Here is a 25,530-nt window from a genome sequence, read left to right as displayed (position 1 = left end):
ATTCGAATGATGCCTTGAATTTTCGTATCCAATGGGATACAGTTCATCAAGGCATCCCATTTAACGTTATCTGGGATCCACACGCATGACGAACACAATCAATCAAACGCGCGACTTTTCGGTCTGGCTGTTGGGCGTGACTGATGTGTTGGCAAGAGCCGCCATCTTGGTCCGGATCAAACGCGCCGCGTTGGGAAATTTTGGCGATTGTCATGACGTCGGTGGCAGCGTGTGGGAAATGCGGATTCACACCGGCGCGGGCTATCGTGTGTATTACGTGCGCGACGGCTCGAGCGTTTATCTGCTGTTGGCCGGGGGAACCAAGCAAAGGCAGGCATCCGATATCGCCCGAGCGAAGACCATGTGGCAGCAAATCAGACAGGAACGAAAATGAACTCGACTCACATTTCAGCTTTCGAAGCATCCGACTATCTCGATAGCGAAGAGGCCATCGCGGCCTATCTGAACGAGGCGCTTGCCTCCGGCGATTCCGACATTCTCCTGTCGGCTCTTGCCGATATCGTGAAAGCACGCGGTATGTCGAAAGTTGCCTCCGAAGCAGGCGTGCAGCGCGAAAGCCTGTACAAGTCGCTGGCCGAAGGCGCAAAACCCCGCTTTGAAACCATCCAGAAAGTGGCCGCTGCGCTGGGAGTAAAACTCGTCGCCGTGCCGGTACATCACTAACACCCCTTCTTGATGGCGACGGTTTATGGCCTGCGGCTCAGGTAGCTGCACCCATGCTTCAATCAATCGGGCCTATGACGCCGAAAGACCGACAGCTTAGTATCCATGCCTGCAGATTCGCGCCTACAGCTCATCACTGACGAGAGTCAATCTCCGCACTAATCAAATGAAAATTGCCACCTGGAACGTCAACTCCCTCAAGGTCCGCCAACAGCATGTGATCGACTGGCTGGCAACAAGCGGCGTTGACGTGTTGTGCTTGCAGGAACTCAAGCTCACCGACGACAAATTCCCCGTCGCCGAACTCGCGGCCGTCGGCTACAAAAGCTGGTTCGCCGGCCAGAAGACCTATAACGGCGTCGGCATTCTGGTACGCGACACGCTGACGGTCGACGAGACCACAATCGTACGCAATATCCCCGCGTTCGAGGACCCGCAGCAACGCGTGATTGCGGCGACCATCGAAGGTATGCGGATCATCTCGGCGTACTTCCCCAACGGCCAGGCGCCGGGTACCGAAAAGTTCGCCTACAAGATGCGCTGGCTCGAAGCGTTGCGGGACTGGATCGAAGGTGAGATGAAGACGTACCCGCAACTCGCCCTGCTTGGGGACTACAACATCGCGCCGGAGGATCGCGACGTCCACGACCCGAAAGCGTGGGAAGGCCAGAACCTCGTCTCTCCCGAAGAACGCGCGCATTTCGTGCAGCTAATTGAACTCGGACTCACCGATACCTTCCGCATGTTCGAGCAGCCCGAGAAGCTTTACACGTGGTGGGATTATCGGATGCTCGGGTTTCGGCGAAACGCGGGGCTGCGCATCGATCACATCCTGGTCACGGCGGAACTCGCGTCACGATGCACGGCATGCGAAGTGGACAAAGTGCCGAGAAAGTGGGAACAGCCGTCGGATCACGCACCGGTGATCGCGACAATTAGCTGAATAGGACGTGGTCTCACAGCTGAGCGGTAAGGCGAAAGCCGTGACAAGCGCCCAGGCGACTTCGTCATGTCTCGCCTTGAAGTTTGAAACCTGACGCGTGAAGGCTTGAGGCTGCTGTGAAGAAGAACCGCGGCGAGAGCGTCGACAGAGACGCCCTCCACCATCATCCACCATCCACCACATCAAGCGTCCAGGTGCAACTCCTGAATCTTGCGTGTGATCGTATTGCGGCCAATCCCCAGTCGCTCGGCCGCTTCAACTTTCCGGCCGCGCGTAAAGTCGAGCGCCTCGCGAATCACTGCGGCTTCAAATCTGCGCGCGAGTTCGTCCATGACATCGGCGGTATTTTCGCGAAGTAATCGCGCGACCTCGGTCCTCAAGCCGTTTTCCCACACGCTCGCGGGAACGCCGGCGGGCGGCGTACCAAGCGAAGCCGGCAAAGTGCCAACGCCACCAGACAGCGCCGCATTCGATCCGCTGCCCATTTCCACAGCCGATGCTGTGAGCGCCGTGCTTTCACCGGCGTATTCCTGAGTCGGCGTGAGGTCCGGCGGCAAATCCTTTTGCTCGATGGTCTGCGCCGGCGCCATCACGGTCAGCCAGTTACACAGGTTTTCGAGTTGCCGAACATTGCCAGGAAACGGTAGCGATGCCAAAAACCCAAGCGCATCTTCCGACACGCGCTTCGGTTCGACACCCAGATCGCGTGCGCTCTTCTGCAGGAAATGCCGCGTGAGCAACGGAATGTCCTCGCTACGCTCGCGCAACGCGGGCAAACGCAACCGAATCACGTTCAGCCGATGGTACAAGTCCTCCCGAAACAACCCTTGCCGCACACGTGACTCAAGATTCTGATGCGTCGCCGCGATCACGCGGACGTTCGCCTTCAAAGGGTTATGTCCGCCCACGCGATAAAACTGCCCATCGGATAACACACGCAACAGCCGCGTCTGCAGATCGAACGGCATATCGCCGATTTCATCGAGGAAGAGGGTGCCGTTTTCAGCTTGCTCGAAGCGTCCCTGGCGCATCGCCTGCGCACCCGTAAATGCACCACGCTCGTGGCCGAACAGCTCGGACTCAAGCAGATCCTTCGGGATTGCGGCGGTGTTCAACGCGATGAACGGCCCGTTCGCGCGCGGGCTATGTCGGTGCAGCGCACGCGCGACAAGCTCCTTTCCGGTGCCTGATTCGCCCGTGATGAGCACAGTGGCGGCGGAATGTGACAGACGGCCGATCGCGCGGAACATGTCCTGCATCGCCGGCGCCTGACCAAGCATCTCGGGCGTTTCGGTGACGCTGTTGTCGTAGGCTGCTTCGCCGCGCATGCTTTCGTCAACGGCGCGGCGGATCAGTTCAACGGCTTTGTCGACATCGAACGGCTTCGCCAGATACTCGAACGCGCCGCCCTGAAACGCAGCCACGGCGCTGTCGAGATCGGAGAACGCCGTCATGATGATGACCGGCAAGCCGGGCAGCTTGTCGCGCACGGTCTGCAACAAGTCGAGTCCCGAACCGCCCGGCATGCGGATGTCGGACACAAGCACTTGCGGACTTTCCTGTTCGAGCGCGGTCAGCGCATCCCGGACGCCGGAAAAACTGCGCGTGGCGAAGTTCTCTCTTGCGAGCGCTTTTTCAAGCACCCAGCGGATGGATTGGTCGTCGTCTACTATCCAGATCGGCTTCATATAGTTCGGCGAGATGTCTTTGTGGTTCGGTATAAGCCCGTCGAAACGGTCAGGCGCACTAGCGCTTTTCTAGATGTCGATGAACCCTCGTGATCCATCCTTAACTCCATGCTTTCGTGCGTCGATCCTTCATCGGCGTCCTCAACCTTCGAACGGCAACAAGATGGTGAACTCGGTGCAGCCTGGTTTGCTTTCGACTTCGATCAATCCATCATGCTGCTGCACGAAAGTTTGCGCGAGCGTAAGACCCAGGCCGCTCCCATCTTCACGCCCGGACACGAGCGGATAGAAGATCCGGTCGCGTATGTCTTCCGGGATGCCGGGACCGTTGTCAGTGATATGCAAGTCCAGTGCCAGTTTGTGCAGGCGCTTGCCAATCGTCACTTTGCGCGCAATACGCGTACGCAGCTCGATCCTTGCATCACCTTGTGAAATACGCTCGCGCAGCGCTTCGGCCGCGTTGCGCACGATGTTGAGCAACGCCTGGATAAGCTGCTCTTTATCGCCGCGCAAGTCGGGCACGCTCACGTCGTAATCGCGATCAAGCGTGAGGCCACGCGGAAACTCTGCAAGAATCACGGCCCGCACGCGTTCGCAGACTTCGTGGATATTCACGTCGCCAACAATATGCGGATGCCGATGCGGCTCAAGCAACCGGTCAACCAGAGTTTGCAGCCGATCCGATTCCTTGATGATCACCTGCGTGTATTCGCGCAATTCGTCGCGTTCGCGCGCGCCGAGTTCGAACTCGAGCAGTTGCGCCGCGCCTCGAATGCCGCCGAGCGGATTCTTGATTTCATGCGCAAGATTGCGAATCAGTTGCTTGTTGACCGCGGTCAGATCGTGAATGCGCTCCTCGCGGTCGGTCTTCAAATGCCGCTCGTTCTCGAATAGTTCGAGCAGCACATAATTCGGTGCGACTTCCAGATACGCGACAATCGCGTGAACGTGCAGCGGCTCGCGGCCGGGACGCTCCAGCACGGCGTCGAGATGCGTTGCGTTGAAACGATGATCGGCAATCGACGTAATGGTCGCCACCAGTTCGTCTGCATTGGCGAACAGTTCCGGCCATGAAGTTTGAGCCAGCTGCTTGCGCGATCGCTCAAGCATGGCTTCAGCCGACGGATTCGCAAAAGCGATCTTGAGGCTCAACTTGTCGAGCACGAGCACGACCGTGGGCAGCGCTTCCATGCCCGGCAACAGATGAGTAGCGACGAGCGTGGCATCGTCGGACAAGGAATTGTCGGGAGGACTCTTTCTCGCCTTGATGAGATTCTTGAGAACCATCGTGCAGTGAGACCCCGTCTTGAAACTTGCCAGGAGAAGTGCCGGCGATTAAAAAAAGGGACGGCACGCCGTCCCTTTTTGGTTCATTCGACCCTTCTGCTTCGCATCACGCGGCGCGCTTCTCCAGAATACGGCAACCAGAGAAGCGCGCACGCCATGTAATGCGCTTACAGCGAGTAGTACATTTCGAACTCGATCGGATGTACGGCCTGGCGATAGCGCTGCAATTCGGTCGTCTTCAGTTCGATATACGCGTCGAGCATCGAATCCGTGAACACGCCACCGACCGTCAGGAACTCACGGTCAGCGTCGAGCGCGTCGAGCGCCTGGTCCAGACCCGAACACACGGTCGGGATCTTTGCATCTTCTTCCGGCGGCAGGTCGTACAGGTTCTTGTCCGCTGCTTCGCCCGGGTGGATCTTGTTCTGCACGCCATCCAGACCGGCCATCATCAGCGCCGAGAAGCACAGGTACGGGTTCGCCATCGGATCCGGGAAACGCGTTTCGATGCGGCGGCCCTTCGGGTTCGACACGTGCGGAATGCGAATGGAAGCCGAGCGATTCTTCGCCGAGTAAGCGAGCTTCACCGGTGCTTCGAAGTGCGGCACGAGGCGCTTGTACGAGTTCGTCGACGGGTTCGTGATCGCGTTCAGCGCGCGAGCATGCTTGATGATGCCGCCGATGTAGAACAGCGCGAATTCCGACAGGCCTGCATAACCGTCACCGGCGAACAGGTTCTTGCCGTCCTTCCAGATCGACTGGTGAACGTGCATGCCCGAACCGTTGTCGCCAACGATAGGCTTCGGCATGAACGTCGCCGTCTTGCCATACGTGTGCGCCACGTTCTGGACGATGTACTTCAGTTGTTGCGTCCAGTCAGCGCGCTGAACCAGCGTCGAGAACTTGGTGCCGATCTCGTTCTGGCCCTGGCCCGCCACTTCGTGGTGGTGAACTTCGACCGGAATGCCGATCTGCTCGAGCAACAGGCACATTTCTGAACGGATGTCCTGGAACGTGTCGACCGGCGAGACCGGGAAGTAGCCACCCTTCGTACCCGGACGGTGACCTGTGTTGCCGCCTTCGAATTCCATCGACGACGACCACGGTGCTTCTTCCGAACCGACCTTGACGAAGCAGCCCGACTGATCCGCACTCCAGCGCACCGAGTCGAAAATGAAGAATTCCGGCTCCGGGCCGAAGAAAGCGGCGTCGCCCAGACCCGAGCTCTTCAGGTAGGCTTCAGCGCGCTTTGCCAGCGAACGCGGATCGCGCTCGTAGCCCTTGCCATCCGACGGTTCCACGACGTCGCACGACATCACGAGTGTCGACTCTTCATAGAACGGGTCGATGAACGCGGTGTCAGCATCCGGGATCAGCAGCATGTCCGATGCTTCGATGCCCTTCCATCCGGCGATAGACGAACCGTCGAAAGCGTGGCCGCTTTCAAATTTGTCTTCGTCGAATGCCGAGACCGGCACCGAAACGTGTTGCTCTTTACCGCGCGTGTCGGTGAAACGGAAGTCGACAAACTTGACGTCCTCGTCCTTGACGAGTTGCATGACGTCGGCCACGGATTTGCTCATTACCTATCTCCTGATTAACAAAATCGACGAACACCCATTCGCCGCCTAACCGATTCGAAACCATCGGCAGAGTCAAAAGCAGCTTCCATGCCAAGTGCACCATTGTTGCGCTAAGCGATTGAAGCTGCGCGCTTTTTCGGGGAAGCACCATTAGCCTTCAAAGGGCTTACCTGATCCAGGCAGCACCACTATGCACACATTCGGTGCATATACAGATGCAACCCGTAACGTTAGCACTGATTCAGGGCGATTTGAACGCCTCGCACCAACCTGATGCGTTCCGAAAGCGGCGGTCTCCCCCGGTGACACACGCTATCAGCGCGCTAGAATGCCTGATTAAAATGTCCGATTGGAGACCTCGCCCATGAGCACGCTCGAACAGCTGTACGCAAAGGCCACCGGTCGCGCTGAACAGGACCAGTTGCCCTATGCTGGCGCCGTTCTGCCCGCCGAAGCCTTCGAGCTTTTGCAGCTCGATCCATCTGTGCGTCTGGTTGACGTTCGCACGCGCGCCGAGCTCGACTGGATCGGCCGTCCCGCCATTGACACCGCGCAGTACTCGCATGTCGAGTGGATTCAATATCCGGGCTCCGTGCCGAACACCGCTTTTCTCCAGCAGCTACGTGAGATTGCCACGCCCGATACGCCAATCCTGTTTCTTTGCCGCAGCGCCGCTCGCTCGAAACTAGCGGCGGTCGTCGCTCAAAAGGAAGGCTTTACCAAGGCCTTCGACCTGCTTGAAGGTTTCGAGGGCGATAAAGACTCACAAGGCCACCGCAAAACCGTGTCGGGATGGTGCTTTCGTGGCCTGCCGTGGATTGGCGCCTGAAGAGAAACCACCGGTCACTTTGTTAAACCGCCGCGCCCGGCTCGATTTCCACTATCTCGCCGCCGAGCGCGCTCACACCTTCGCGCAATCTGGCAAACGCGGCGTGCGCCGCTTCGGGCTCGCCCTTCACGCCCAAGTCGATGTGCGCACGCTCAAACACCTTTCCGCGCGCCGAGTCGCCAACGCTTGGCAAGCTGAATACGCGCACGCCGGCGAAGTCACGCTCGATTGCTTCCATTAGCGGCGTGATCCGGGACTCCGGCAACCCAAAGACCAGCACTGAGCGCTCGACGTAAGGCGTAGCGTGATGAAGGCCCGCATATTTGGTATCCAGCACCCATTCGATCATGGGCCATGCCATGACCGGAAAGCCGGGCACGAAATGAACATTCCCGAGCGAAAAGCCGGGAATCCGGTTGTAGCTGTTAGGGATGATGGTCGCGCCTTTCGGGAACGTCCCCATGTTCAGGCGATGCAGGTTTTCCGGGAGGTCGAGATCGACCGGCTTGTCGCCGGCGGTTTCCCTGATTCGCGCGCGAATCAGTTCGGCCGCTTCCGGATGTAGCTCGAGCGGCACGCCGACCGCTGCGGCTGCGCACTGGCGCGTGTGGTCATCAGGCGTGGCGCCAATGCCGCCGGTCGAAAACACAATATCGCCCGATGCAAACGCCCGCTTCAGCGTGGCCGTGATGCGCTCCCGGTCATCGCCAATATAATCCGCCCAATCCAGCGACAGCCCCCTCGCCGACAACAATTCGATAACTTTTGGCAGATGCTTGTCGGTCCTTCGACCGGACAAAATCTCGTCGCCAATGATGATCACGCCAAAGCCCATGAATGCTCCCTGATCTTGAAAATTAGCCGGAAATTCGCAACTCGGCCGACGCTTCGGGGCCGCTCAGCGGAGGCGACGCAGCGTTGGTTTCCGTCCGAAGGCGCTCTAGCGCGTGCAGACAATAGTGCGCAAACCAGAGCGCCGAAAAAACAAGAATAAACGCATAGATCCAGATGGTCGCCGCCGCGACGACCGGAAACAACGGCAGCAGCCAGACCGACCACGCCCACAGCATGGTCGGCAGGGACCCCAGCAAACCACTGATCACGCCGATACCGAACAACGGCCAGCGCGCACGCCGCACGATAGCCCGCCGCTCCTGAGCACTCGCGTGCAACGCGAGCGCGTCATACGTCATTACGCGATAGGTAAGCCAGCCCCATAACACGGGCGGAATGATGGCGAAAAACGGCGGGATCAGCCACAGCGGCAGTGTCACGACCAACAGCACCAGACAAACGACTGTCGTGATGACTGAATGTCCGAGACTGCCGTACCAGGAACCGCCACGTCTCATTTCGAGCGACGCGTACTGCCGCCGTGTCAGCAGCTTGATCACCGAAGGCATCGAAAGCGTCGCGATAAGCAGCAAAATGGTCACCACGATCAACGGAATCGCCATGATCACGATGAAAAACGGTGCGATCACCGCGTGTAGCGACGAGAAACCGATGGAATCGAAGAGCCGGTACATGGCGGACGTGAACGCCCAGCCGTCGAGCCAGTCACGCGCAGCGCCTGTCAGCGTTTGCCAGAAAAACCACAGGACAGCGCCCCAAGCAACGGTCGCCACGGCGAACGGCATGAATGTCAGCCACAACATTCTCGGATGAAAAGCGTTCGCGAGCGCGCGCACGAACGAACGCAACAAGTCATTCATGCAAAAGTGATCCGAAGAGTAAAGAGGACAGGATAAACCACCGGGCACTGCGTGCGCTGCTCGTCCGAATGGCTAACGCTGGAACCAAAATCAACTTCGCCGGCGCGAGGCCGGCGACAAGGGTTCAGGCACGACAGCCCGATTCGAACGAGAACGCCGATGCGCTCAGACCGCTGCGGCGTCCGAATCTGAACCGGGCGCGCGAGTGGCCCTATGCGACACGATGCGCTCCGCAATGCGTTTGAATGCGAGCCAGTGCTGCTCGATGAAACCATCGCCGTAATTACGGCCCGGCTTATCTGCAACGGCCAGTTGATCGCGAATGCCGGTCGGCTCGAGTTCGCGATTCCACGACACACTCCTGAAAATCATGTCCCACCATGGCACCAGCACGCCGAAATTACATCCGTACGTGGTGCCTTCGTGACCATAGCCGATCGCGTGATGCCGCCGATGGAACGTCGGGCTCACGAGCAGGCGCTCGCCAAGCCAGCCGAAATGCACCCGGATATTGGCGTGCTGGACGCTTTGCATCAGGTTGGTGATCGCGACAAGCACGACGAATTGCGACGGCTGTACCCCGATCACAAGCGCCACGGTCGCGAAGAACCCGGCTTGCAAAATGTCGTCGAGCAAATGATTGCGATCGTCCGTCCACAGCGACATTTTCTGCTGACTGTGATGAACCGCGTGCAACTCCCACCAGATGCCGATCCGGTGCTCCATCCGGTGATACCAATAGCCGGCGAAATCGAGCACGATCAGATAGATCACGAACGCGACGAGCGGTTGCGAAGTCACGCCCGGCCAAAGATTGTCGAGATCGATGTTGGCGATATTGTGCAGTCGCAGCCAGCCTTGAAAACCATCGAAAAACGGCTGGAACGTGAAGAAAAAGAACAGGTTCAGGATTCCGAGCTTGACGATCCATGTGTAGAGCGCATCCACGCGCACGCCTTTGCGATCTGGCCACTTCTCAGCGGGCCGCAACGCTTCCAGCGGCCGCAGGATAGCGTACATGGCGAGCACTTCCACCACGCCGACGATCACCCAGTACAGCGCGTCATAGGTGTCCTCGTCGTAACCCATCAAGCCGACCTTGAACATGAACGGCTGCACCAAGTCGATGTAAAGCCACGTCTGCAGGGTCGAGACGAGGCTGTCGAAAAGGGAGAAGATCGAATGAAACATGGTGCTCCGTTACTGGGTGCCGCTTACTGGTCGTTCCGTGATTCATGCACAGGGAGATTTTGCTCTCCCCTGCCCTTCGCGCCCGCCTACCCGCCATTCGGCCCGGTAACTGGCGCACGATCGAAGAAGTAGATGCCGTGCGGCGACCGGCCCACAGCGATCGTTTGAATGAGTTTTCGATTGGTCATATCAATGATGCCGATATGCTTCGCGAACCGGAACGTAACCCAAAGATAGCGTTTGTCGGCGGAAAGTTCCATGTCGTCGGGTCCCGGCATCAGGCCGGTGATGTCGCCCACGTTGGTCAGCGCGTCTTCATCGATGATGCTGATCGTACTTGCCACACGGTTCGACACAACCACATGCTTGCCGTCCGCAAGCGAGCGGAAATTGTGCGCGCCATTGCCTGTCTTGATGGTCTTGACCACCTTCTGAGTCTGCCAGTCGACAACCGCTACGTAATCGGCGCCGGTCATGCCAACCAGCAGATATTTGTCGCCGGGCGTCATCCAGAGGCCGGCAGGCACCTTTCCGACCTTCATTTTCCACTTGATCGTCTGGGTCGCCAGGTCGATCGCCGCGACCTCACCTGAAACCTGCAGCGAAATAAATGCCGTCTTGCTGTCATTCGTGAACGCGATATGGCTGGGCATGACCGCCAGCGGCAAGCGCTTCGCGATTGAAATATTCGTGCCGTCGTAGCGGTAAATATCCACGCGGTCGAGCCGCAAGCCGGTCGAGACGAACCACTTCTTGTCCGGCGAGAAACCGACCTGATACGGATCCTCGATGTTCTCCACCCAGCGCTGCGGCTTACCCGTCTTCGGGTCGACGAACATCAGGTTGTTCGACACCGAGTTCGCCACGATCAGCGACGCGTTGTCAGGCGTCGCCATCAGGTGATGCGGCTCCTTGCCCGTCGGGATGGTGGAAACGACCTGATGAGTGGTCTGGTCAATGAGGCTAAGCGTAGCCTCGCCGGAATTCAGCACGATGACGTTGTTGGCGCGCGCAGGCGCGCACAAGGACAAGGCGGCGACGATCATTGCAGCGCCGGCGGCGGACGCGCGAACGAGACGAATAGAGAAAGAGTTACGCATGAAAGCTCAAGTCGGAAAACAGCGGCCATTGTAGAACGTTTGTACCGTTCGAAGATTGATCCAGAACGGGTTTTCCGCGTTTTTTGGCGTCTGCGGCACAAATGCGACGGCCTCCCTCCTGAAGCGTCGTGATCGCAATCCGGAACGTACCGATCAGCAGTGAATTGAGAGCGGTCGACCAGCGGGTTGAGAACACGGCGGAACACGGCGGAACACGCAGCGACAACGCTCCCGGTCAAAATCACCTCGCGCCAATGACGCGACAAAATTCCATTCAATTTTCAATTAGTTTGCAATCCGAATAATAAATATCGATCCTCGTCCGTTTTTAGGAAAGATCGCGTGTTTCGCAAACTCAATAACCGCGATCATCCCGAGCTTCTGAGTCCGAAGCGTATCAATGCAGGAAGGCTGTCCGACGCCCGAGCGGGCCAGAATTTGCGAGGCGGGAGCTCCTCGTTCCAAGGAGCCGGCGCACCCCAATGCATTCCTGTTGATTCAGGCAAGCACGGGAGCGATGCTCCATCGATCAACCCGACATGTATTTGTCAAATTGTTAGACATCCTTCTTTCATGAATAGAATCTTCAAAGCAGTTTGGAATGAGTCTTCCGGCACATGGGTCGCGGCTTCCGAGACGTCGAAGTCGAAGACCAAGCGGTCATCGTCGGCGGGTAAGCTGGTTATGGTGCAAGTGGCGATGATCGGTGGCCTGGTGGCCGGTTCGGGGGTTCATGCGCAAGTCGTCGACCAGTGGGTCGCTGCGGGCGACACCTCCAGCGCCGACTCCGTTGCGGCGGGCGCGACAGCATCGACGATGGGAGACGCCGCCACCGCAGCAGGATCCCTTGCAAGGGCGGGGGATCACTCGGTTGCTGTCGGATTCAACGCCACCGGCAATAGCAGCAATTCAGTCGCCGTCGGCTCGGACTCCTTTGCGGCTACGCATGCAACGGCGGTCGGATCGAATGCACAAGCCAACGTGCAACAGTCGACAGCGATCGGCAACGATTCAACAGCATCCAAGGCCCATTCCACCGCCGTCGGAGATTCGTCTACGGCCTCGGGCGTGCAATCCAGCGCCTTGGGCACTCAGGCCAACGCCGCTGGACTTGACAGTGTTGCGGTTGGATCGTACTCCAACGCCACGCAGGATAACGCTGTGGCTGTGGGGGGAAACTCGGCAGCGGTCAAGAATGCTGTCGCCGTCGGACCTGCCGCTACCGCAGGCGGCGTCAGCTCTGCCGCCCTCGGTATGAACGCAACGGCCTCGGGCGTGCAATCCAGCGCGCTGGGCACACAAGCTAACGCCGGTGGACTTGATAGCGTTGCCGTCGGATCATTCGCCAACGCCTCGCAGAACAATGCTCTGGCTGTAGGCGGAAATTCGGCGGCGGTTGAAAACGCCGTCGCCGTAGGACCCGCCGCTACCGCAAGTGCTGTCAGTTCCGTCGCACTCGGCAAGAACGCGAAAGCCTCGGGCGTGCAATCCAGCGCCTTGGGCGTCCAGGCCAGCGCCGGTGGATTTGATAGCGTTGCCGTCGGATCATTCGCCAGCGCCTCGCAGGATAATGCCGTCGCCGTCGGACCTGCTACTACCGCAAGCGGCGTCAGCTCCACCGCCCTCGGTATGAACGCGACAGCGTCGGGCGTGCAATCCAGCGCCTTGGGCACCCAAGCTAACGCCGGTGGACTTGATAGCGTTGCGGTCGGATCGTTCGCCAACGCCACGCAAGACAACGCTGTGGCCGTAGGCGGAAATTCGGCGGCGGTAGAGAATGCCGTCGCCGTTGGCAGCAAAGCAACGGCAGCGGGATCGGAGTCAGTTGCCATTGGCAACGCGGCTCAGGCACAAGGCGCAAGCTCGTTCGCTGCCGGTTATAACGCCAACGCCGTAGGCGAAAACGCAATCGCGATCGGCACCTCTGCCAATGCGGCGTATGCGAATTCAATCGCGATCGGCAACAACGCTATCTCGAGCCATGACAATGGCGTCGCGCTTGGAGCCGGTTCAGCCACCACGCAAGGCCCGCAATCCGGCTATAACGCGTTCGGTTTGACCGCGCCGCAATCATCAACGGGTCAAGTCAATGTCGGTGGCCGCACGATCGGCGGCGTGGCTGCCGGCGCGGCTAGTGACGACGCTGTCAACGTCTCCCAGTTGCAAGCCGTGAGCGATCAAGCGCAAGCTGCCGTTGCCGCCAGCACTGAGGGCAACGTCAAATATGACCGTAATGCCGACGGCTCGGTCGATCATGGCAACGTGACGTTGGAAGGCGACAGCGGCACAGCCATTCACAACGTCGCCGCCGGCGTAGACACGACCGACGCAGTGAATGTCGGCCAGTTGAACGACGCTATCGGTCAGGTCAACGCATCGGTCGGCGATGCAGTCACCAACGCCGTGAATACCGCCGTGACCAATGCCGTGAATAACGCGGTTATCGACGCCAGCGACCCCTTGTTCAGCGCCGATGGCGCCCGCGACGTAGACGCAGCAACCGCGTCCGGCGCACTGGCCGTTGCGGTAGGCGCCAAAGCATCGGCAACGGGCGCCGGTTCGGTTGCAATGGGCAACGGCGCTCAGGCGACTGCTGACAACGCGACCTCACTCGGCCAGAACGCTTTGGCAAGCGGTACCGGCTCGGTTGCCGTGGGCAACGGTGCTCAAGCTACCGCTGCCAACACAACAGCACTCGGCCAGAACGCATTGGCAAGCGGCGCCGGTTCCGCTTCCATGGGCAACGGCGCTCAAGCTACCGCCGACAACGCCGTCGCTCTTGGTCAGAATTCGGTCGCGGATCGCGCAAATACAGTCTCAGTCGGTACCGCAGGCGGCGAACGTCAGATCACGAACGTTGCGGCAGGCACTCAAGGCACCGACGCGGTCAACCTGAACCAGTTGAACCAAAGCGCCGGCAGCACGTTGAAGCAGGCCAACGACTACACCGACTCGAAAACAGAAGGCACGCGACGCGATGCGTACGCCGGCACGGCGTCGGCACTCGCTGTTGCAGGCTTGCCGCAAGCGGTATTGCCAGGCCGGGGCATGGTAGCCCTGGGCGGCGGTACTTATGGCGGTCAATCGGCGGTCGCAATCGGCGTGTCGCAACTCTCCGAAAACGGCATCTGGGCTTACAAGGTCAGCGGTACGACAAGCACGCGCGGTCAATTCGGCGTGTCGGTCGGCGCCGGCATGCACTGGTAAGCCAGCGCGTCATCCAGAGGTGGTGTCGCGGGCAAGCTGTATGAGCCTCGCGGCACCGAATCAATGAAAACAACGGAATCAGATCAAGAGATGAACTTCACACTCCGCAAAGCATCGCGCGCATTGCCCCTCGCCGCCACGCTCGCCGTTGCCGTTTTGCTGTCGGGCTGCGGCACCGGCAGCCGCCTCTCCAGTGACGGCAGCCAGGACCAGTTGGTCTTTCCGGCGGCCGAATCGGCGTCAAATCCCGGCGGCAGCTATCCGCTGACCGAAGCTCTGCGCAAGCTCAAACCCGGCATGACCAAGAACCAGATCGCCGCTCTTCTCGGCCGCCCGCAGTTTCAGGAAGGGTTCTTTGGTGTCCGCGAATGGGACTACGTGTTGAACGTGACGAACGACGCCGGCACTCCGCAAATGGTGTGTCAGTTGAAGGCCGTGTTCACATCGGTTGACGAAGCGCGTAATTTTTATCGTAAATGCGGCGACAACGTGGAAACGCTCGTCGGTGGCAAATGGCAGAAATATCTGGTGACCCCGGTGAGCACGCAGGCAAGCGGCGCGGTCAACGCCGAGCCCGTCGTCCTGTCGGGCGAACCTTTGAGTCTCGAAGTCCAGCCTTCAAGCGACGCGGCAAAGTAATCTTGTAGAAGCCGAAAAGCGCGAGCTTGGTATCAACCAAGTCTCGCGCTTTCTACTTGCCCTACCGCTGCATCGATTCCCACACCTTGTATAACCGCTTCACCGATATCGGCATCGGCGTGCGAAGTTCTTGCGCAAAAAGCGATACGCGCAATTCCTCCAGCAGCCATCGGTACTCGCTCAGTCGCGCGTCCGCCACCCCGCCCCGTTGCGCAATCGCCCGCTGATAGTTTTGCAGCAGCGGCGCAATCTCCGCCGACAAGCGCGCGTCTCTACCCGCATCGGCTTTCAGCTTTTCTATTCGTAACGCCATCGCATTCAGGTAACGCGGAAAGTGCGATAACTGCGTGTACGGTGTATCGATGACAAACCGCTTGCCGATCAACGCGTTCAACTGCGCAACCAAGTCCGAGTACGGTGCGCCAAACGACTTCGCCTGCGTCAATTTCTTCGCTACCGCCGCGTATTCCGCGAGGATCAGCCCTGCCAGACGCGCAATTTCCTGCGCGAGAAGCGTGAGCCGGCTCTTACCCTGATCACGCCGCGCGTGGAAATCCACGTCGTTGTCTGGAAGCGGATCTTGCAGGCACGCGCGATCCAATGCCGTTTCGATGATCTGATCGCGCAAGTCTTCCTGCGTGCCGAGCGCCATGTATTGCAACGACATTTCGCGCAACCCGCCGAGATTACGTTCGAGATAACGGATCGGCTCGCGCAACTGCAAGCCAAATAATCGACGCAAACCCGCCCGGTGGATCCGTGCGGCTTCTTCTGGCGAATCGAACACCTCGACGTCGCAATGCGTTCCCCGATCGACGAGTGCCGGATAGCCGAACAGCGTCTGGCCACGTCGTCGAATTTCGAGCAGCTCGGGCAACTTGCCGAAATCCCACGTGGTCAGATTTTCGTACAGCGCGGTGCTGGAACTGGAACTGGACCCGGAAGAATCGGATGTCGAAGCGCTCCGCGTCACCGGAGCCGCAGCGTCGTTGCTGCCATCCAAAGTCGCGCCTGCTGCCAGCTTTTGAAAATGCTGCTGCGCCTGGCCGCCAAGCTCAGTTCGTAACTGCGCCAGATTGCGGCCCATCGCGAGCTGCCGCCCGTGTTCGTCGATGACCTTGAAGTTCATGAACAAATGGGCCGGCAACGTTTCGAGCTTGAAGTCCGATGGTTTCATCGCGATTTGCGTTTGCTCGCGGATATCCGCAATCAACGCTTCGAGCAAACCACCCGCGCCGAACGTCTTGCCGCTGTGCCGCTCGACCACGCCGGCCGAGAACTCAGGCAACGGAACAAGATGCCGCCGTAGTTTCTGAGGCAGCGATTTCAGCAACAACTGTATTTTTTCCTTCAACATGCCGCGAACGAGCCATTCGGAGCGGCGTGCATCGACCTGATTCAGGCCGAACAGCGGCACGGTCAGCGTCACGCCATCGCGCGGAGAACCGGGCTCGAAGTGATAAGTCAGCGTCATTTCGATGCCGGCCATCGTCATCCGTTTCGGAAACAGATCGGTCGTGACACCGGCGGCTTCGTGACGCATCAGGTCGTCGCGGGAGAGGAATAGCAACCTCGCCGACGATTCGCCCTTCTTCTCTTCGTCGCGATACCAGCGCTCGAACGCCGCGCCGGAGTAAATGCCCTTTGGCACGAGCGAATCGTAGAAACCAAAAATCAGTTCATCATCGACGAGCACGTCCTGGCGACGCGACTTGTGTTCCAGTTGCTCGATATCCGCCAGCAGCTTGCGGTTATGCGCAAAAAACGGCAGCTTGGTTTCGAATTCGCCGTCGACCAGCGCACCACGAATAAACAGCTCGCGTGCACGCACCGGGTCCTGTTTGCCGAAACTCACGCGACGTCGCGCGTAGACCGTCAGGCCATGCAGCGTTGCGCGTTCGAACGCCGCCACCTGCGCGGCCCTCTTTTCCCAATGTGGCTCGGAAATCGATTTACGCAGCAAATGTGCACCGACCTGCTCAAGCCATTCCGGCTCGATCTTCGCGATACATCGCGCATACAGCCGGCTCGTTTCAACGAGTTCGCCCGCCATCACCCAGCGCCCGGCTTTCTTCAGCAACGCCGAACCCGGCCACAGGTAAAACTTGATGCCGCGCGCGCCGAGGTAATACGGCTCGTCGTCGGCCTTGAGACCCACGTTGCCGAGCAAGCCCGTCAGCAACGCGAGATGAATCTGCTCGAAAGTGGCTTCGGATTCGTTCAGCCGCCAGCCGTGTTCGCGCACGACCGTGAGCAATTGCGAATGCACATCGCGCCATTCACGCAGACGCACGTGATTCAGGAAGTTCGCGCGGCAAGCGTCGGTGAGCTGCTTGTTCGACTTCTTGTGCGCGATCGCGTCCTCAAACCATGCCCACATCCGCGTCCATTGAAGGAACTCGGAGCGCTCATCGGCGAATTTCTTGTGCGCCTGGTCAGCCTGCTCCTGCGCCTCGATCGGCCGGTCGCGCGGGTCCTGAACCGACAACGCGCTCGCGATAATCAACACTTCGCGCAACGACTGATGGTCGCGCGCGGCAAGAATCATCCGGCCGACGCGCGGATCGAGCGGCAAGCGTGCGAGTTCGCGACCGAGCGGCGTGAGGGCGTTATCGTCATCGACGGCGCCGAGTTCGTTCAGCAGTTGATAACCATCGGCAATGGCTCGGCCCGGCGGCGGTTCGAGGAACGGAAATGTCTCGATAGCCGTCAGGTGCAGCGATTTCATCCGCAAGATCACCGAAGCCAGCGACGAGCGCAGGATTTCCGGATCGGTGAAGCGCGTGCGCAGGTTGTAGTCGTCTTCTTCGTAGAGACGGATGCACACGCCGTCGGCCACGCGCCCGCAACGCCCCGCGCGCTGATTCGCCGAGCTTTGCGAAATCGGCTCGATCTGCAACTGCTCAACCTTGTTGCGATACGAATAGCGCTTGACGCGAGCAAGACCGGTATCGACTACGTAGCGAATCCCCGGCACCGTCAGCGACGTTTCCGCGACGTTCGTCGCAAGCACGATCCGCCGTGCGTTCGACGTCTTGAACACACGCTCCTGCTCGGCGGCGGAGAGACGTGCAAATAACGGCAGGATTTCGGTATGCGGCGGATGGTGCTTGCGCAGCGCCTCGGCGGCGTCGCGGATTTCGCGCTCGCCGGGGAGGAATACGAGGACGTCGCCCGGACCTTCGCGGCAGAGTTCATCGACGGCGTCGACGATGGCTTCCATCAGGTCGCGATCGTTTTCGCGCTGGGTCTTCGGACGCTCCGGCCGGTCTTTTTGCTGCTGGCCCGGCGTCGGACCTTGTGCCGACTTCACCGCCGCGCTCTCTTCCTCCACCGGCCGATACCGGACTTCAACGGGATACAAGCGCCCGCTCACTTCAATGACCGGCGCGGGTTTTTCATCGCTGCCGAAATGGCGCGCAAACCGGTCAGCATCGATAGTCGCCGATGTCACGATGACCTTCAAATCCGGCCGCCGCGGCAAAATTTCGCGCAGATAACCCAGCAGGAAATCGATGTTCAGGCTGCGCTCGTGCGCTTCATCGATGATGATCGTGTCATACGCGGCGAGCAGCGGATCGGTCTGCGTCTCGGCGAGCAGAATGCCGTCGGTCATCAGCTTCACCGATGCGCCGGGCGACAGGTTGTCGGTGAAGCGGACCTTGTAGCCGACCACTTCGCCGAACGGCGTACCGAGCTCTTCCGCGATCCGCCGTCCCGTCGCCGATGCCGCGATCCGTCGCGGCTGCGTATGGCCGATCAGCCCGGTACCGCCCGCACCCAAGCCGCGCCCCAGCGCGAGACAGATTTTCGGGAGTTGCGTCGTTTTGCCGGAACCCGTTTCACCACTGACGATCACCACCTGGTTCGCCCGGATCGCGTCAGCAATTTCGTCGCGCCGGGCGGAAACCGGCAGCATCTCGGGGAAACGGATCGGCGGGATGGGGTTCGGTTCGACTACGCGACGCGGGCGCGGGGTGTCGCGCTGTTTGGGGGCAGCGTCGGGGCGTGGAGAACCGGGTTGAGTGCGTTCGGCTCGTCCAGCGACGTCGGGTTGCGAAAGAGCGTCGGGTCGGGCGGCGTTGTCAGGTTGGGAACGCGCGGTAATTCGCTTGGGCTCGCGTTCAGGCCGGCCGAGCTGTTGCGCATTGTCCGGTGTGCGTCCGTCTTTCGGCTGGCGAGCGTTGTTCACGACCGGCTCCGCGCGGTTCCGCGCTTGTGCGTGGGATCGCCCGGGTTGCGTGGCCGCGCGTTGTGGCGCGCCGTCTGTTGCTTCGCGCTCGGCTCGCTGCGCCTGCGGTTTTTCAACCGGCAGTCCGGACGATGTCGCCGAAAGACCTTGATCTTGCGCGGTTGCCTCTGGCCCCGTGACAGATGCTGTCGATAACCGTTCCGCATTACCTTGCTTCGTGCTGTCCGAGCCGCCCCGTTTTCGCTCGCCTTGATTGTTCGCCGTGTCGACGTCCGGTCCAATCGCCCGCTGCACGATATCGGTGCGTTCACGTGCACGGGAGTCCTGTGTAAGTCGAACATTTGCGCCGTGCGCAGGACGCTCGCTTTCGCTGGCTTGTTGTGCAGGACCATCGGCTGGCCTATGAGCGCGCGGCTTGCGCTGATCGATTTGCGGCCGGATATCGGTATCTGAAGCTGACCCTTCGGCCGCTTTTTTTGCCGGACCACTGGAAGTCGCCACGGTTTGCGCTTTCGTTTCAGGGTTTCGCTGCCCCGACCCCGCTCGGGACACGCGGTCACCGCGCGGTACGTTAGCGTCGCTTTTTCCAACGCCCGGATTTTTCGAACTACCTGCGGATACACGGTCGTCCCGGGTCGCCGTCGATGTCAGGGGCGTCTTGGGTGTCTTCACCGCTTCGGCCCGTTTCACCGTCGATCCGGCATCCTGAGTGCCGACACGGACCGTCGGGCTTTCAGCGCGCCGCTCTGACACGGCAACGGGGGCCTGGGCACTCGGGGCGCTCACCTTGCCGGACGTCAAGGACAACGAGGCCAGCGCTGACAGCGACGACAATGTCACCGCACCGCCACGCTCGTCTTTTCGCGCCGGACCTGGCCGTGAGGGCGAAGTCGAAACAGGAGAAGATGAACTGGGCGACCCTTTCGGCCCGGTGCGGGAAGGAGGGGACGAAGGCAAAACCCCCATCCCCTTCTGAATAATTTTTTTCGATGCGTGCTGACCGGCCGCCGGACCCGCAGCGGAACCGGAACCGGGAGCCGAACCCGCCCCCGATGCCCCCGCGAACCGCCGCGCGGCGGCCTCCTTCTTGCGATTCGCGGCGCTTTCGGCACCGCCTCCGGCGTCATTTTCGCCATCGCTTTCGCGCGCCGCTGCATCGCGCAGCAGCGCTTCACGCAGCTTTTTCAACTGCTCCTGGGGGTCGAGCTTGTCCGCATCGGCGGGACGTTTGGAAACATTCGGCATAGCGCGGCATTATAATCCCGGCATGAATTCTCAAACCGACCTCCCCGCCGCGCCTCCGCCGGTTTCGACCGAGCCTGAAGCGCCTGATGAACACGGCCAGTTCGTGGAATGGATGCGCTCAGTCGCACCCTATATTCACGCGTTCCGAAACAAGACCTTCGTGGTCGCGTTCGGCGGCGAACTGGTGCAGGAAGGACGCCTGAACGCGCTCGTTCAGGACGTCGGACTGCTCCATGCCATGGGTATCCACGTCGTGCTCGTGCATGGTTCGCGACCCCAGGTGGAAGAACAACTGAACCTGCACGGTGTGGAATCGGAGTTTTCGCACGGTTTGCGAATCACCGACGCCCGCGCGCTCGAATCCGCGAAGGAAGCCGCCGGCGAAGTACGCCTCGACATCGAGGCGGCGATCAGCCAGGGCTTGCCGAACACGCCCATGGCGCACGCGCACATCAGCGTGGTATCGGGCAATTTTGTGACAGCGCGGCCGGTCGGCATTCTGGATGGCGTCGATTTCCAGCACACCGGCGTGGTGCGCAAGATCGACGGCGATTCCATTCGCCATTCGCTTACCAGCAGCAAACTCGTCTTGCTCTCGCCGCTCGGTTTTTCGCCGACGGGCGAGGCGTTCAATTTGTCGATGGAAGATGTGGCGTCCGCGGCGGCCATTGCACTGCGCGCCGACAAGATCATTTTCCTGACCGAAACCCCCGGTCTAGTGGATGAAAACGGCGAACTGGTGCGCGAAATGTCGCTGGACGATGCGTACCGTCTGCACGAAAGCGGCGAACTGCAAGGCGACGCGGCGTTTTATCTTAAGCACACCATTCGCGCATGCCGCGGCGGCGTGGCACGGGCGCACATCATTCCCTACGCGCTCGACGGCAGCATCCTGCTCGAATTGTTCCTGCACGACGGCGTCGGCACGATGATCTCGTACGAAAATCTCGAAAGCCTGCGTGAAGCCACGCCGGATGACGTCGGCGGGATCCTGACGCTGATCGAACCGCTGGAAATGGACGGCACGCTTGTGCGCCGCGGCCGGCACCAGATCGAACGGGATATCGACCATTTCTCGGTGATCGAGCACGATGGCGTGCTTTTCGGTTGCGTGGCGCTTTATCCGTACACGCAGGAGCGTATTGGGGAAATGGCTTGCCTGACGGTCTCGCCCGAAGCGCAAGGTTCCGGCGATGGTGAGCGCTTGCTGAAACGCGTGGAGCAACGCGCACGGGCGCGTGGCCTCACGCATATCTTCGTGCTGACGACGCGCACCGAGCACTGGTTTCTCAAACGCGGATTCGTGAAGGTAACCGTCGACGACCTGCCCGAAGACCGCCGCCGGCTTTACAACTGGCAACGTAAATCGCTTGTGCTGATGAAGCAGCTCTAACTTATTTCGAGGCGTGTTCGTCCGGCTGCAGGCGCACCCATGCGCGGCCCGACGCGAGGCGTCCAGCTACCCCGCTACAGGAGAATGACAGATGGCCCGAACGATTCAATGCGCGAAACTCGGCAAGGAAGCCGAAGGACTCGACTTTCCGCCCCTGCCGGGCGAACTCGGCAAGCGGATCTATGAAACGATATCGAAGGAAGCGTGGCAAGGCTGGCTCAAGCAGCAAACCATGCTGATCAACGAAAACCGCCTGAACATGGCTGATCCGCGCGCACGCCAGTACCTGCTGAAGCAGACCGAAAAGTACTTTTTCGGCGAAGGCGCCGATACCGCTCAAGGCTACGTGCCGCCGACTCCGGGCTGATCGGGCGCGTTGTTTCCCGGCGATGAAAAGCCGGCCTTCCGAGGCCGGCTTTATCTTTTTGCGAAGCCTTTTCGAACGGGCGAGAGCACCCTTCTCCACTCGCCCGTTTGCGCATCTTCCTGCATCGTGCTATCATCTCCTTCTTTCCAACTGCAATTCAATGTCAATTTCTTAGCAATGACGCGCATGAAGCATTCATTCAAGCGCTAATTCGAGATATCGGCGAGTGGTTGTGGAGGCTTCCCCGGGTCTGGATTTGCCCGTGGACACGTTGTTCTCAAGCCTTCTCAATCCGTGACACGGCACGCAACCGGACTGACGCGCTGTTAGCGTACTTCTCGCGCCTCCGCTGCCCAATTTAGCTGTGTCCAGCCATCTATTCCCGTAGTACCCGAGTAGTTATCCGTGTAGTACCCACGAAGTGCCATTTCGCGACCTCGCCGCGTGGCCTCGGCATTGCCCATTGCATCGTCAACGCATTTTCCGTGCGTTCAACGGGCAGGCTCACGCTTTCGGTGCCCGCACCGAAAAAACGCCTCGTCGCGAAACTGCACTTTCCCGGCAACGTGCGCCTGGCGCACGCCGAACCGTCCCATGGGCGGCTCGGCCACACACCTGGAGCTTTTTTCATGGCAATTCCGAACGACGGCCGCGGGCGAGAACCGCAAACCGAAAAACACCTGTCGCTTGACGACATCACCATCGTCGATAAATCGCTGCTCAAGCGCGCAGTCGGCGCAATGGCGATCGGCAACGCAATGGAATGGTTCGATTTCGGCGTCTACAGCTATATCGCGGTGACGCTCGGCAAGGTGTTCTTTCCGTCGGCCAATCCGGGCGCTCAATTGATCGCCACGTTCGGGACGTTCGCCGCGGCGTTTCTCGTGCGGCCTCTCGGCGGCATGGTGTTCGGGCCGCTGGGGGATCGCATCGGCCGCAAGCGCGTGCTGGCGATGACCATGATCATGATGGCCATCGGCACGTTTTGTATCGGCTTGATTCCAGCGTATGGAAGCATCGGCATCTTTGCGCCGATCCTGCTGCTCGTCGCGCGTTTGATCCAGGGCTTTTCGACGGGCGGCGAGTATGGCGGCGCGGCAACGTTCATCGCGGAATTCGCGACGGACAAGAAGCGCGGATTCATGGGCAGCTTTCTCGAGTTCGGTACGCTCGTGGGGTACGTGTTGGGCGCGGGATGTGTTGCCGTGTTGACTGCAACGATGTCCGAGCAGTCGCTGCTCTCCTGGGGATGGCGCATTCCGTTCCTGATCGCAGGACCGATGGGACTGATCGGCTTGTATATCCGGCTGAAGCTTGAAGAAACGCCTGCCTTCCAGCGCGAAGCCGACAAGCGTGAAACCGAAGCGCACAGCACGCCCAAAGAGCAATTCCGCGACATGTTGGTCAAGCAGTGGCGGCCGATGCTGCAATGCGTCGGGCTGGTGCTGATCTTCAACGTGACCGATTACATGGCGCTGTCCTATCTGCCGAGTTACCTGTCCGCCACGTTGAAATTCAACGAAACGCATGGGCTTTTCATCGTCCTGATCGTGATGGTGCTGATGATGCCGATGACGCTCGGCGCCGGCCATCTATCGGACAAGGTCGGACGCAAGCCGGTGATGCTGTTTGGATGCGTCGGGTTGCTGTTGTTGTCGATGCCCGCGCTGACGCTGATCCGCATGGGCACGGTGCTACCGATTTTCAGCGGCATGCTGATTCTCGGCGTGCTGCTTTCATGTTTCACCGGCGCCATGCCGTCGGCATTGCCCGCGCTTTTTCCCACCAAGATTCGCTACGGCGCGCTTGCGATCGGCTTCAACGTGTCGGTTTCGCTGTTCGGCGGCACGACACCGCTGGTCACCGCGTGGCTGGTTTCATCGACGGGAAACCTGATGATGCCGGCGTATTACCTGATGGGGGCATCGGTGATCGGAATCGTCTCGGTGCTCGCGCTGCATGAAACCGCCAGGAAACCGCTGAAAGGTTCGCCGCCGTGCGTGGGTTCGCGCTCGGAAGCCCATGCCGTGTTGCGAGGTGTTCGGCAAGCAGCCGAAATGGACGACCGGATGCCGGAAGCGACCGCACGCGCATAAGTCATAAAGCTGATCGAAGGGCGTTGTTTCCGCTCGTTCGGTTGCCAAACAAAGAGGCCATCCAGCGAACGCTGGATGGCCTCTTTGCTGTTTGCGTAGTCGCTGCCGCCGGCCCGCCATTCAATCGATCAGCGGCACGATCTCCACCTGCACCTCGCCCTTGTCGATCAGCATGATGCCGAGCGTTACCGGCAACTTGAAGCGGCGCGGGCCGGCACTTCCCGGATTGACGAACAGCGTCGCGCCCCGGCGTTCCATCAAAGGCTTGTGCGAATGGCCGGTGACGACCACATCGATACCATCGAGTTGCTTCGGAACGTCGGCGATGTCGTGGACCAGATGAATCGCCGTTGCGCCGATATGAAACGTCAGCGCTTCCGGCAAGTCGTCGATCCGTGCGCCCGAGTCGTTATTGCCGCGGACCGCCGTGACGGGCGCGAGTTCGTTGAGTGTATCGAGGACGGCGGGATTGCAGATATCGCCGGCGTGAATGATGTGCTCGCAGCCACGCAACGCATCGAGCGCCTCGGGACGCACCAGGTTGTGGGTATCGGAGATGATGCCAACGCGGATGACAGGTGACATGAGCTTCGCTCGCAGGACTCTGTGGTCCTAGCGTAGCACCGTTCATGCCGACAAAGTCCGCGCGCCGCAGGTCATCACTCTTCCGTCAACAGGACTTTCTCCATGCGCCGGTCGGGGACGAGCCACAGGACCGCAACGATCGCGTACAGGGCGGCAGCCACCCACGGCTGCCAAAACGATGCGGCGATGGCCACAAGATACAGCACGACCGAAAGCTTGCCCTTGCGATCCGCGCCGAGTGCGCGCTCCAGCATCGAGTTCGCGCCATGCAGGCTGACCAGCGCGCGCGTGAGGATGAACCACGCGACTGCTGTCATGAAGAGATCGAAGCCGTAGAGCGCGGTGGGCCATGACGCCAGATGGTTCTCGCCCATCCAGTTGGTGGTGAACGGCAACAGTGACAGCCAGAACAGCACGTGGAGGTTTGCCCACAGCACGCTGCCGTTGACGCGCTGGGCCGCGTGCATCAGGTGATGGTGGTTGTTCCAGTAGATGCCGACATACACGAAGCTCAGCACGTAGGCGCAAAACACCGGGCCGAGCGCGCTGAGTGACGCCAGATCGGCGCCGTGAGGGACCTTGAGTTCCAGCACCATGATCGTGATGATGATGGCGATCACGCCGTCGCTGAATGCCTCGATCCGATTCGTGCCCATTTCGTCCTTTCTCGTGCTTTCTTGTTTTAGCGCCGCGGCTGGATAGCCCTGATACGGCCTCGCCCTGGCCGCGCGCAGCAAATTATGCGCGAGCAGCCTGGCGTTGTCGATTTGGCGTGAACGAGAGAAA

19 protein-coding genes are annotated in these 25,530 nt (G+C 60.1%); 9 read left to right on the top strand and 10 right to left on the bottom strand.

Translation table 11 applies throughout. From position 1 onward, the window contains the following. Positions 1-85: 85 nt before the first annotated feature. From ACSOSP_RS00725 to xth, 3 genes are all read left to right on the top strand, one after another. Positions 86-394: a type II toxin-antitoxin system RelE/ParE family toxin gene (locus tag ACSOSP_RS00725; RefSeq protein ID WP_455309006.1), complete on the top strand. Its 309-nt coding sequence runs from the start codon at positions 86-88 to the stop codon at positions 392-394. Continuing rightward, positions 391-684: an addiction module antidote protein gene (locus tag ACSOSP_RS00720; protein ID WP_031363874.1), complete on the top strand. Its 294-nt coding sequence runs from the start codon at positions 391-393 to the stop codon at positions 682-684. The genes ACSOSP_RS00725 and ACSOSP_RS00720 overlap by 4 nt, the downstream gene beginning before the upstream one ends. 166 nt (positions 685-850) lie before the next feature. Continuing rightward, complete coding sequence (xth, locus tag ACSOSP_RS00715; protein WP_455309005.1) at positions 851-1,627, top strand: exodeoxyribonuclease III; 777 nt, start codon at positions 851-853, stop codon at positions 1,625-1,627. A 182-nt stretch (positions 1,628-1,809) separates the two neighbouring features. On the opposite strand, the gene ntrC is transcribed toward xth, so the two are convergent. From ntrC to glnA, 3 genes are all read right to left on the bottom strand, one after another. Then, complete coding sequence (ntrC, locus tag ACSOSP_RS00710) at positions 1,810-3,315, bottom strand: nitrogen regulation protein NR(I) (protein WP_455309004.1); 1,506 nt, start codon at positions 3,313-3,315, stop codon at positions 1,810-1,812. Between the two features lie 141 nt (positions 3,316-3,456). Beyond that, entirely contained in the window at positions 3,457-4,602 is a 1,146-nt protein-coding gene (glnL, locus tag ACSOSP_RS00705) for a nitrogen regulation protein NR(II) (protein ID WP_455309003.1), read from the bottom strand. A gap of 167 nt (positions 4,603-4,769) precedes the next feature. Next, entirely contained in the window at positions 4,770-6,185 is a 1,416-nt protein-coding gene (gene glnA / locus ACSOSP_RS00700) for a type I glutamate--ammonia ligase (RefSeq protein ID WP_047896391.1), read from the bottom strand. Positions 6,186-6,549: 364 nt separating this feature from the next. Here glnA and ACSOSP_RS00695 point away from each other — a divergent pair, with 364 nt between their 5' ends. Next, positions 6,550-7,014: a rhodanese-like domain-containing protein gene (locus ACSOSP_RS00695; RefSeq protein ID WP_031363869.1), complete on the top strand. Its 465-nt coding sequence runs from the start codon at positions 6,550-6,552 to the stop codon at positions 7,012-7,014. A gap of 22 nt (positions 7,015-7,036) precedes the next feature. Here the strand turns inward: ACSOSP_RS00695 and ACSOSP_RS00690 are convergent, their stop codons facing one another. The 4 genes from ACSOSP_RS00690 to ACSOSP_RS00675 form a co-directional block, all read right to left on the bottom strand. Beyond that, the gene (locus ACSOSP_RS00690; protein ID WP_455309002.1) at positions 7,037-7,849 is read right to left on the bottom strand and encodes a competence/damage-inducible protein A; all 813 of its coding nucleotides are present in this window, start codon (positions 7,847-7,849) and stop codon (positions 7,037-7,039) included. A 22-nt stretch (positions 7,850-7,871) separates the two neighbouring features. Beyond that, complete coding sequence (locus ACSOSP_RS00685; RefSeq protein WP_455309001.1) at positions 7,872-8,729, bottom strand: EI24 domain-containing protein; 858 nt, start codon at positions 8,727-8,729, stop codon at positions 7,872-7,874. Between the two features lie 165 nt (positions 8,730-8,894). After that, a complete protein-coding gene (locus ACSOSP_RS00680) occupies positions 8,895-9,920 on the bottom strand; it encodes a sterol desaturase family protein (RefSeq protein ID WP_455309000.1) in 1,026 nt (341 codons plus the stop codon). An 86-nt stretch (positions 9,921-10,006) separates the two neighbouring features. After that, on the bottom strand, positions 10,007-11,020 hold the full coding sequence (locus tag ACSOSP_RS00675; RefSeq protein WP_455308998.1) for a YVTN family beta-propeller repeat protein: 1,014 nt from the start codon (positions 11,018-11,020) through the stop codon (positions 10,007-10,009). Between the two features lie 573 nt (positions 11,021-11,593). Between ACSOSP_RS00675 and ACSOSP_RS00670 the strand changes: the two genes are divergently transcribed. Both ACSOSP_RS00670 and ACSOSP_RS00665 read left to right on the top strand, forming a co-directional pair. Beyond that, positions 11,594-14,227 (top strand): YadA-like family protein, encoded by a 2,634-nt coding sequence (locus ACSOSP_RS00670; RefSeq protein WP_455308997.1) that lies wholly within the window; start codon positions 11,594-11,596, stop codon positions 14,225-14,227. A 90-nt stretch (positions 14,228-14,317) separates the two neighbouring features. After that, positions 14,318-14,866 carry an outer membrane protein assembly factor BamE gene (locus tag ACSOSP_RS00665; protein WP_455308996.1) on the top strand — a complete coding sequence of 183 codons (549 nt, stop codon included), beginning with the start codon at positions 14,318-14,320 and terminating at the stop codon, positions 14,864-14,866. A gap of 61 nt (positions 14,867-14,927) precedes the next feature. On the opposite strand, the gene hrpA is transcribed toward ACSOSP_RS00665, so the two are convergent. Then, positions 14,928-19,058: an ATP-dependent RNA helicase HrpA gene (gene hrpA / locus ACSOSP_RS00660; protein WP_455310787.1), complete on the bottom strand. Its 4,131-nt coding sequence runs from the start codon at positions 19,056-19,058 to the stop codon at positions 14,928-14,930. Between the two features lie 1,267 nt (positions 19,059-20,325). Here hrpA and argA point away from each other — a divergent pair. From argA to proP, 3 genes are all read left to right on the top strand, one after another. Then, the gene (argA, locus tag ACSOSP_RS00655; protein ID WP_455308995.1) at positions 20,326-21,696 is read left to right on the top strand and encodes an amino-acid N-acetyltransferase; all 1,371 of its coding nucleotides are present in this window, start codon (positions 20,326-20,328) and stop codon (positions 21,694-21,696) included. 91 nt (positions 21,697-21,787) lie between these two features. Next, positions 21,788-22,063, top strand: a complete 276-nt coding sequence (locus tag ACSOSP_RS00650; protein WP_455308994.1) for an oxidative damage protection protein — start codon at positions 21,788-21,790, stop codon at positions 22,061-22,063. A 629-nt stretch (positions 22,064-22,692) separates the two neighbouring features. Next, positions 22,693-24,159: a glycine betaine/L-proline transporter ProP gene (gene proP, locus ACSOSP_RS00645; protein ID WP_455308993.1), complete on the top strand. Its 1,467-nt coding sequence runs from the start codon at positions 22,693-22,695 to the stop codon at positions 24,157-24,159. Positions 24,160-24,279: 120 nt separating this feature from the next. Here proP and ACSOSP_RS00640 read toward each other — a convergent pair whose 3' ends face one another. Next, on the bottom strand, positions 24,280-24,744 hold the full coding sequence (locus ACSOSP_RS00640; protein ID WP_455308992.1) for a metallophosphoesterase family protein: 465 nt from the start codon (positions 24,742-24,744) through the stop codon (positions 24,280-24,282). 74 nt (positions 24,745-24,818) lie between these two features. Next, positions 24,819-25,400 carry a TMEM175 family protein gene (locus ACSOSP_RS00635; protein ID WP_455308991.1) on the bottom strand — a complete coding sequence of 194 codons (582 nt, stop codon included), beginning with the start codon at positions 25,398-25,400 and terminating at the stop codon, positions 24,819-24,821. Positions 25,401-25,530 lie beyond the last annotated feature (130 nt).

This window comes from Caballeronia sp. KNU42 (assembly GCF_053760385.1).
This window is presented reverse-complemented; position numbering and strand designations above follow the sequence as displayed.

Excerpts from the sequence above, each read along its gene's own strand:
- argA (WP_455308995.1), top strand. The coding sequence starts at position 20,326 with ATGAATTCTCAAACCGACCTCCCCGCCGCGCCTCCGCCGGTTTCGACC.
- ACSOSP_RS00650 (WP_455308994.1), top strand. The coding sequence starts at position 21,788 with ATGGCCCGAACGATTCAATGCGCGAAACTCGGCAAGGAAGCCGAAGGA.
- ACSOSP_RS00640 (WP_455308992.1), bottom strand. The coding sequence starts at position 24,744 with ATGTCACCTGTCATCCGCGTTGGCATCATCTCCGATACCCACAACCTG.
- ACSOSP_RS00680 (WP_455309000.1), bottom strand. The coding sequence starts at position 9,920 with ATGTTTCATTCGATCTTCTCCCTTTTCGACAGCCTCGTCTCGACCCTG.
- ACSOSP_RS00695 (WP_031363869.1), top strand. The coding sequence starts at position 6,550 with ATGAGCACGCTCGAACAGCTGTACGCAAAGGCCACCGGTCGCGCTGAA.
- ACSOSP_RS00675 (WP_455308998.1), bottom strand. The coding sequence starts at position 11,020 with ATGCGTAACTCTTTCTCTATTCGTCTCGTTCGCGCGTCCGCCGCCGGC.
- ACSOSP_RS00670 (WP_455308997.1), top strand. The coding sequence starts at position 11,594 with ATGAATAGAATCTTCAAAGCAGTTTGGAATGAGTCTTCCGGCACATGG.
- glnL (WP_455309003.1), bottom strand. The coding sequence starts at position 4,602 with ATGGTTCTCAAGAATCTCATCAAGGCGAGAAAGAGTCCTCCCGACAAT.
- ACSOSP_RS00635 (WP_455308991.1), bottom strand. The coding sequence starts at position 25,400 with ATGGGCACGAATCGGATCGAGGCATTCAGCGACGGCGTGATCGCCATC.
- ACSOSP_RS00725 (WP_455309006.1), top strand. The coding sequence starts at position 86 with ATGACGAACACAATCAATCAAACGCGCGACTTTTCGGTCTGGCTGTTG.
- xth (WP_455309005.1), top strand. The coding sequence starts at position 851 with ATGAAAATTGCCACCTGGAACGTCAACTCCCTCAAGGTCCGCCAACAG.
- ACSOSP_RS00685 (WP_455309001.1), bottom strand. The coding sequence starts at position 8,729 with ATGAATGACTTGTTGCGTTCGTTCGTGCGCGCGCTCGCGAACGCTTTT.
- ntrC (WP_455309004.1), bottom strand. The coding sequence starts at position 3,315 with ATGAAGCCGATCTGGATAGTAGACGACGACCAATCCATCCGCTGGGTG.
- ACSOSP_RS00690 (WP_455309002.1), bottom strand. The coding sequence starts at position 7,849 with ATGGGCTTTGGCGTGATCATCATTGGCGACGAGATTTTGTCCGGTCGA.
- proP (WP_455308993.1), top strand. The coding sequence starts at position 22,693 with ATGGCAATTCCGAACGACGGCCGCGGGCGAGAACCGCAAACCGAAAAA.
- ACSOSP_RS00665 (WP_455308996.1), top strand. The coding sequence starts at position 14,318 with ATGAACTTCACACTCCGCAAAGCATCGCGCGCATTGCCCCTCGCCGCC.
- glnA (WP_047896391.1), bottom strand. The coding sequence starts at position 6,185 with ATGAGCAAATCCGTGGCCGACGTCATGCAACTCGTCAAGGACGAGGAC.
- ACSOSP_RS00720 (WP_031363874.1), top strand. The coding sequence starts at position 391 with ATGAACTCGACTCACATTTCAGCTTTCGAAGCATCCGACTATCTCGAT.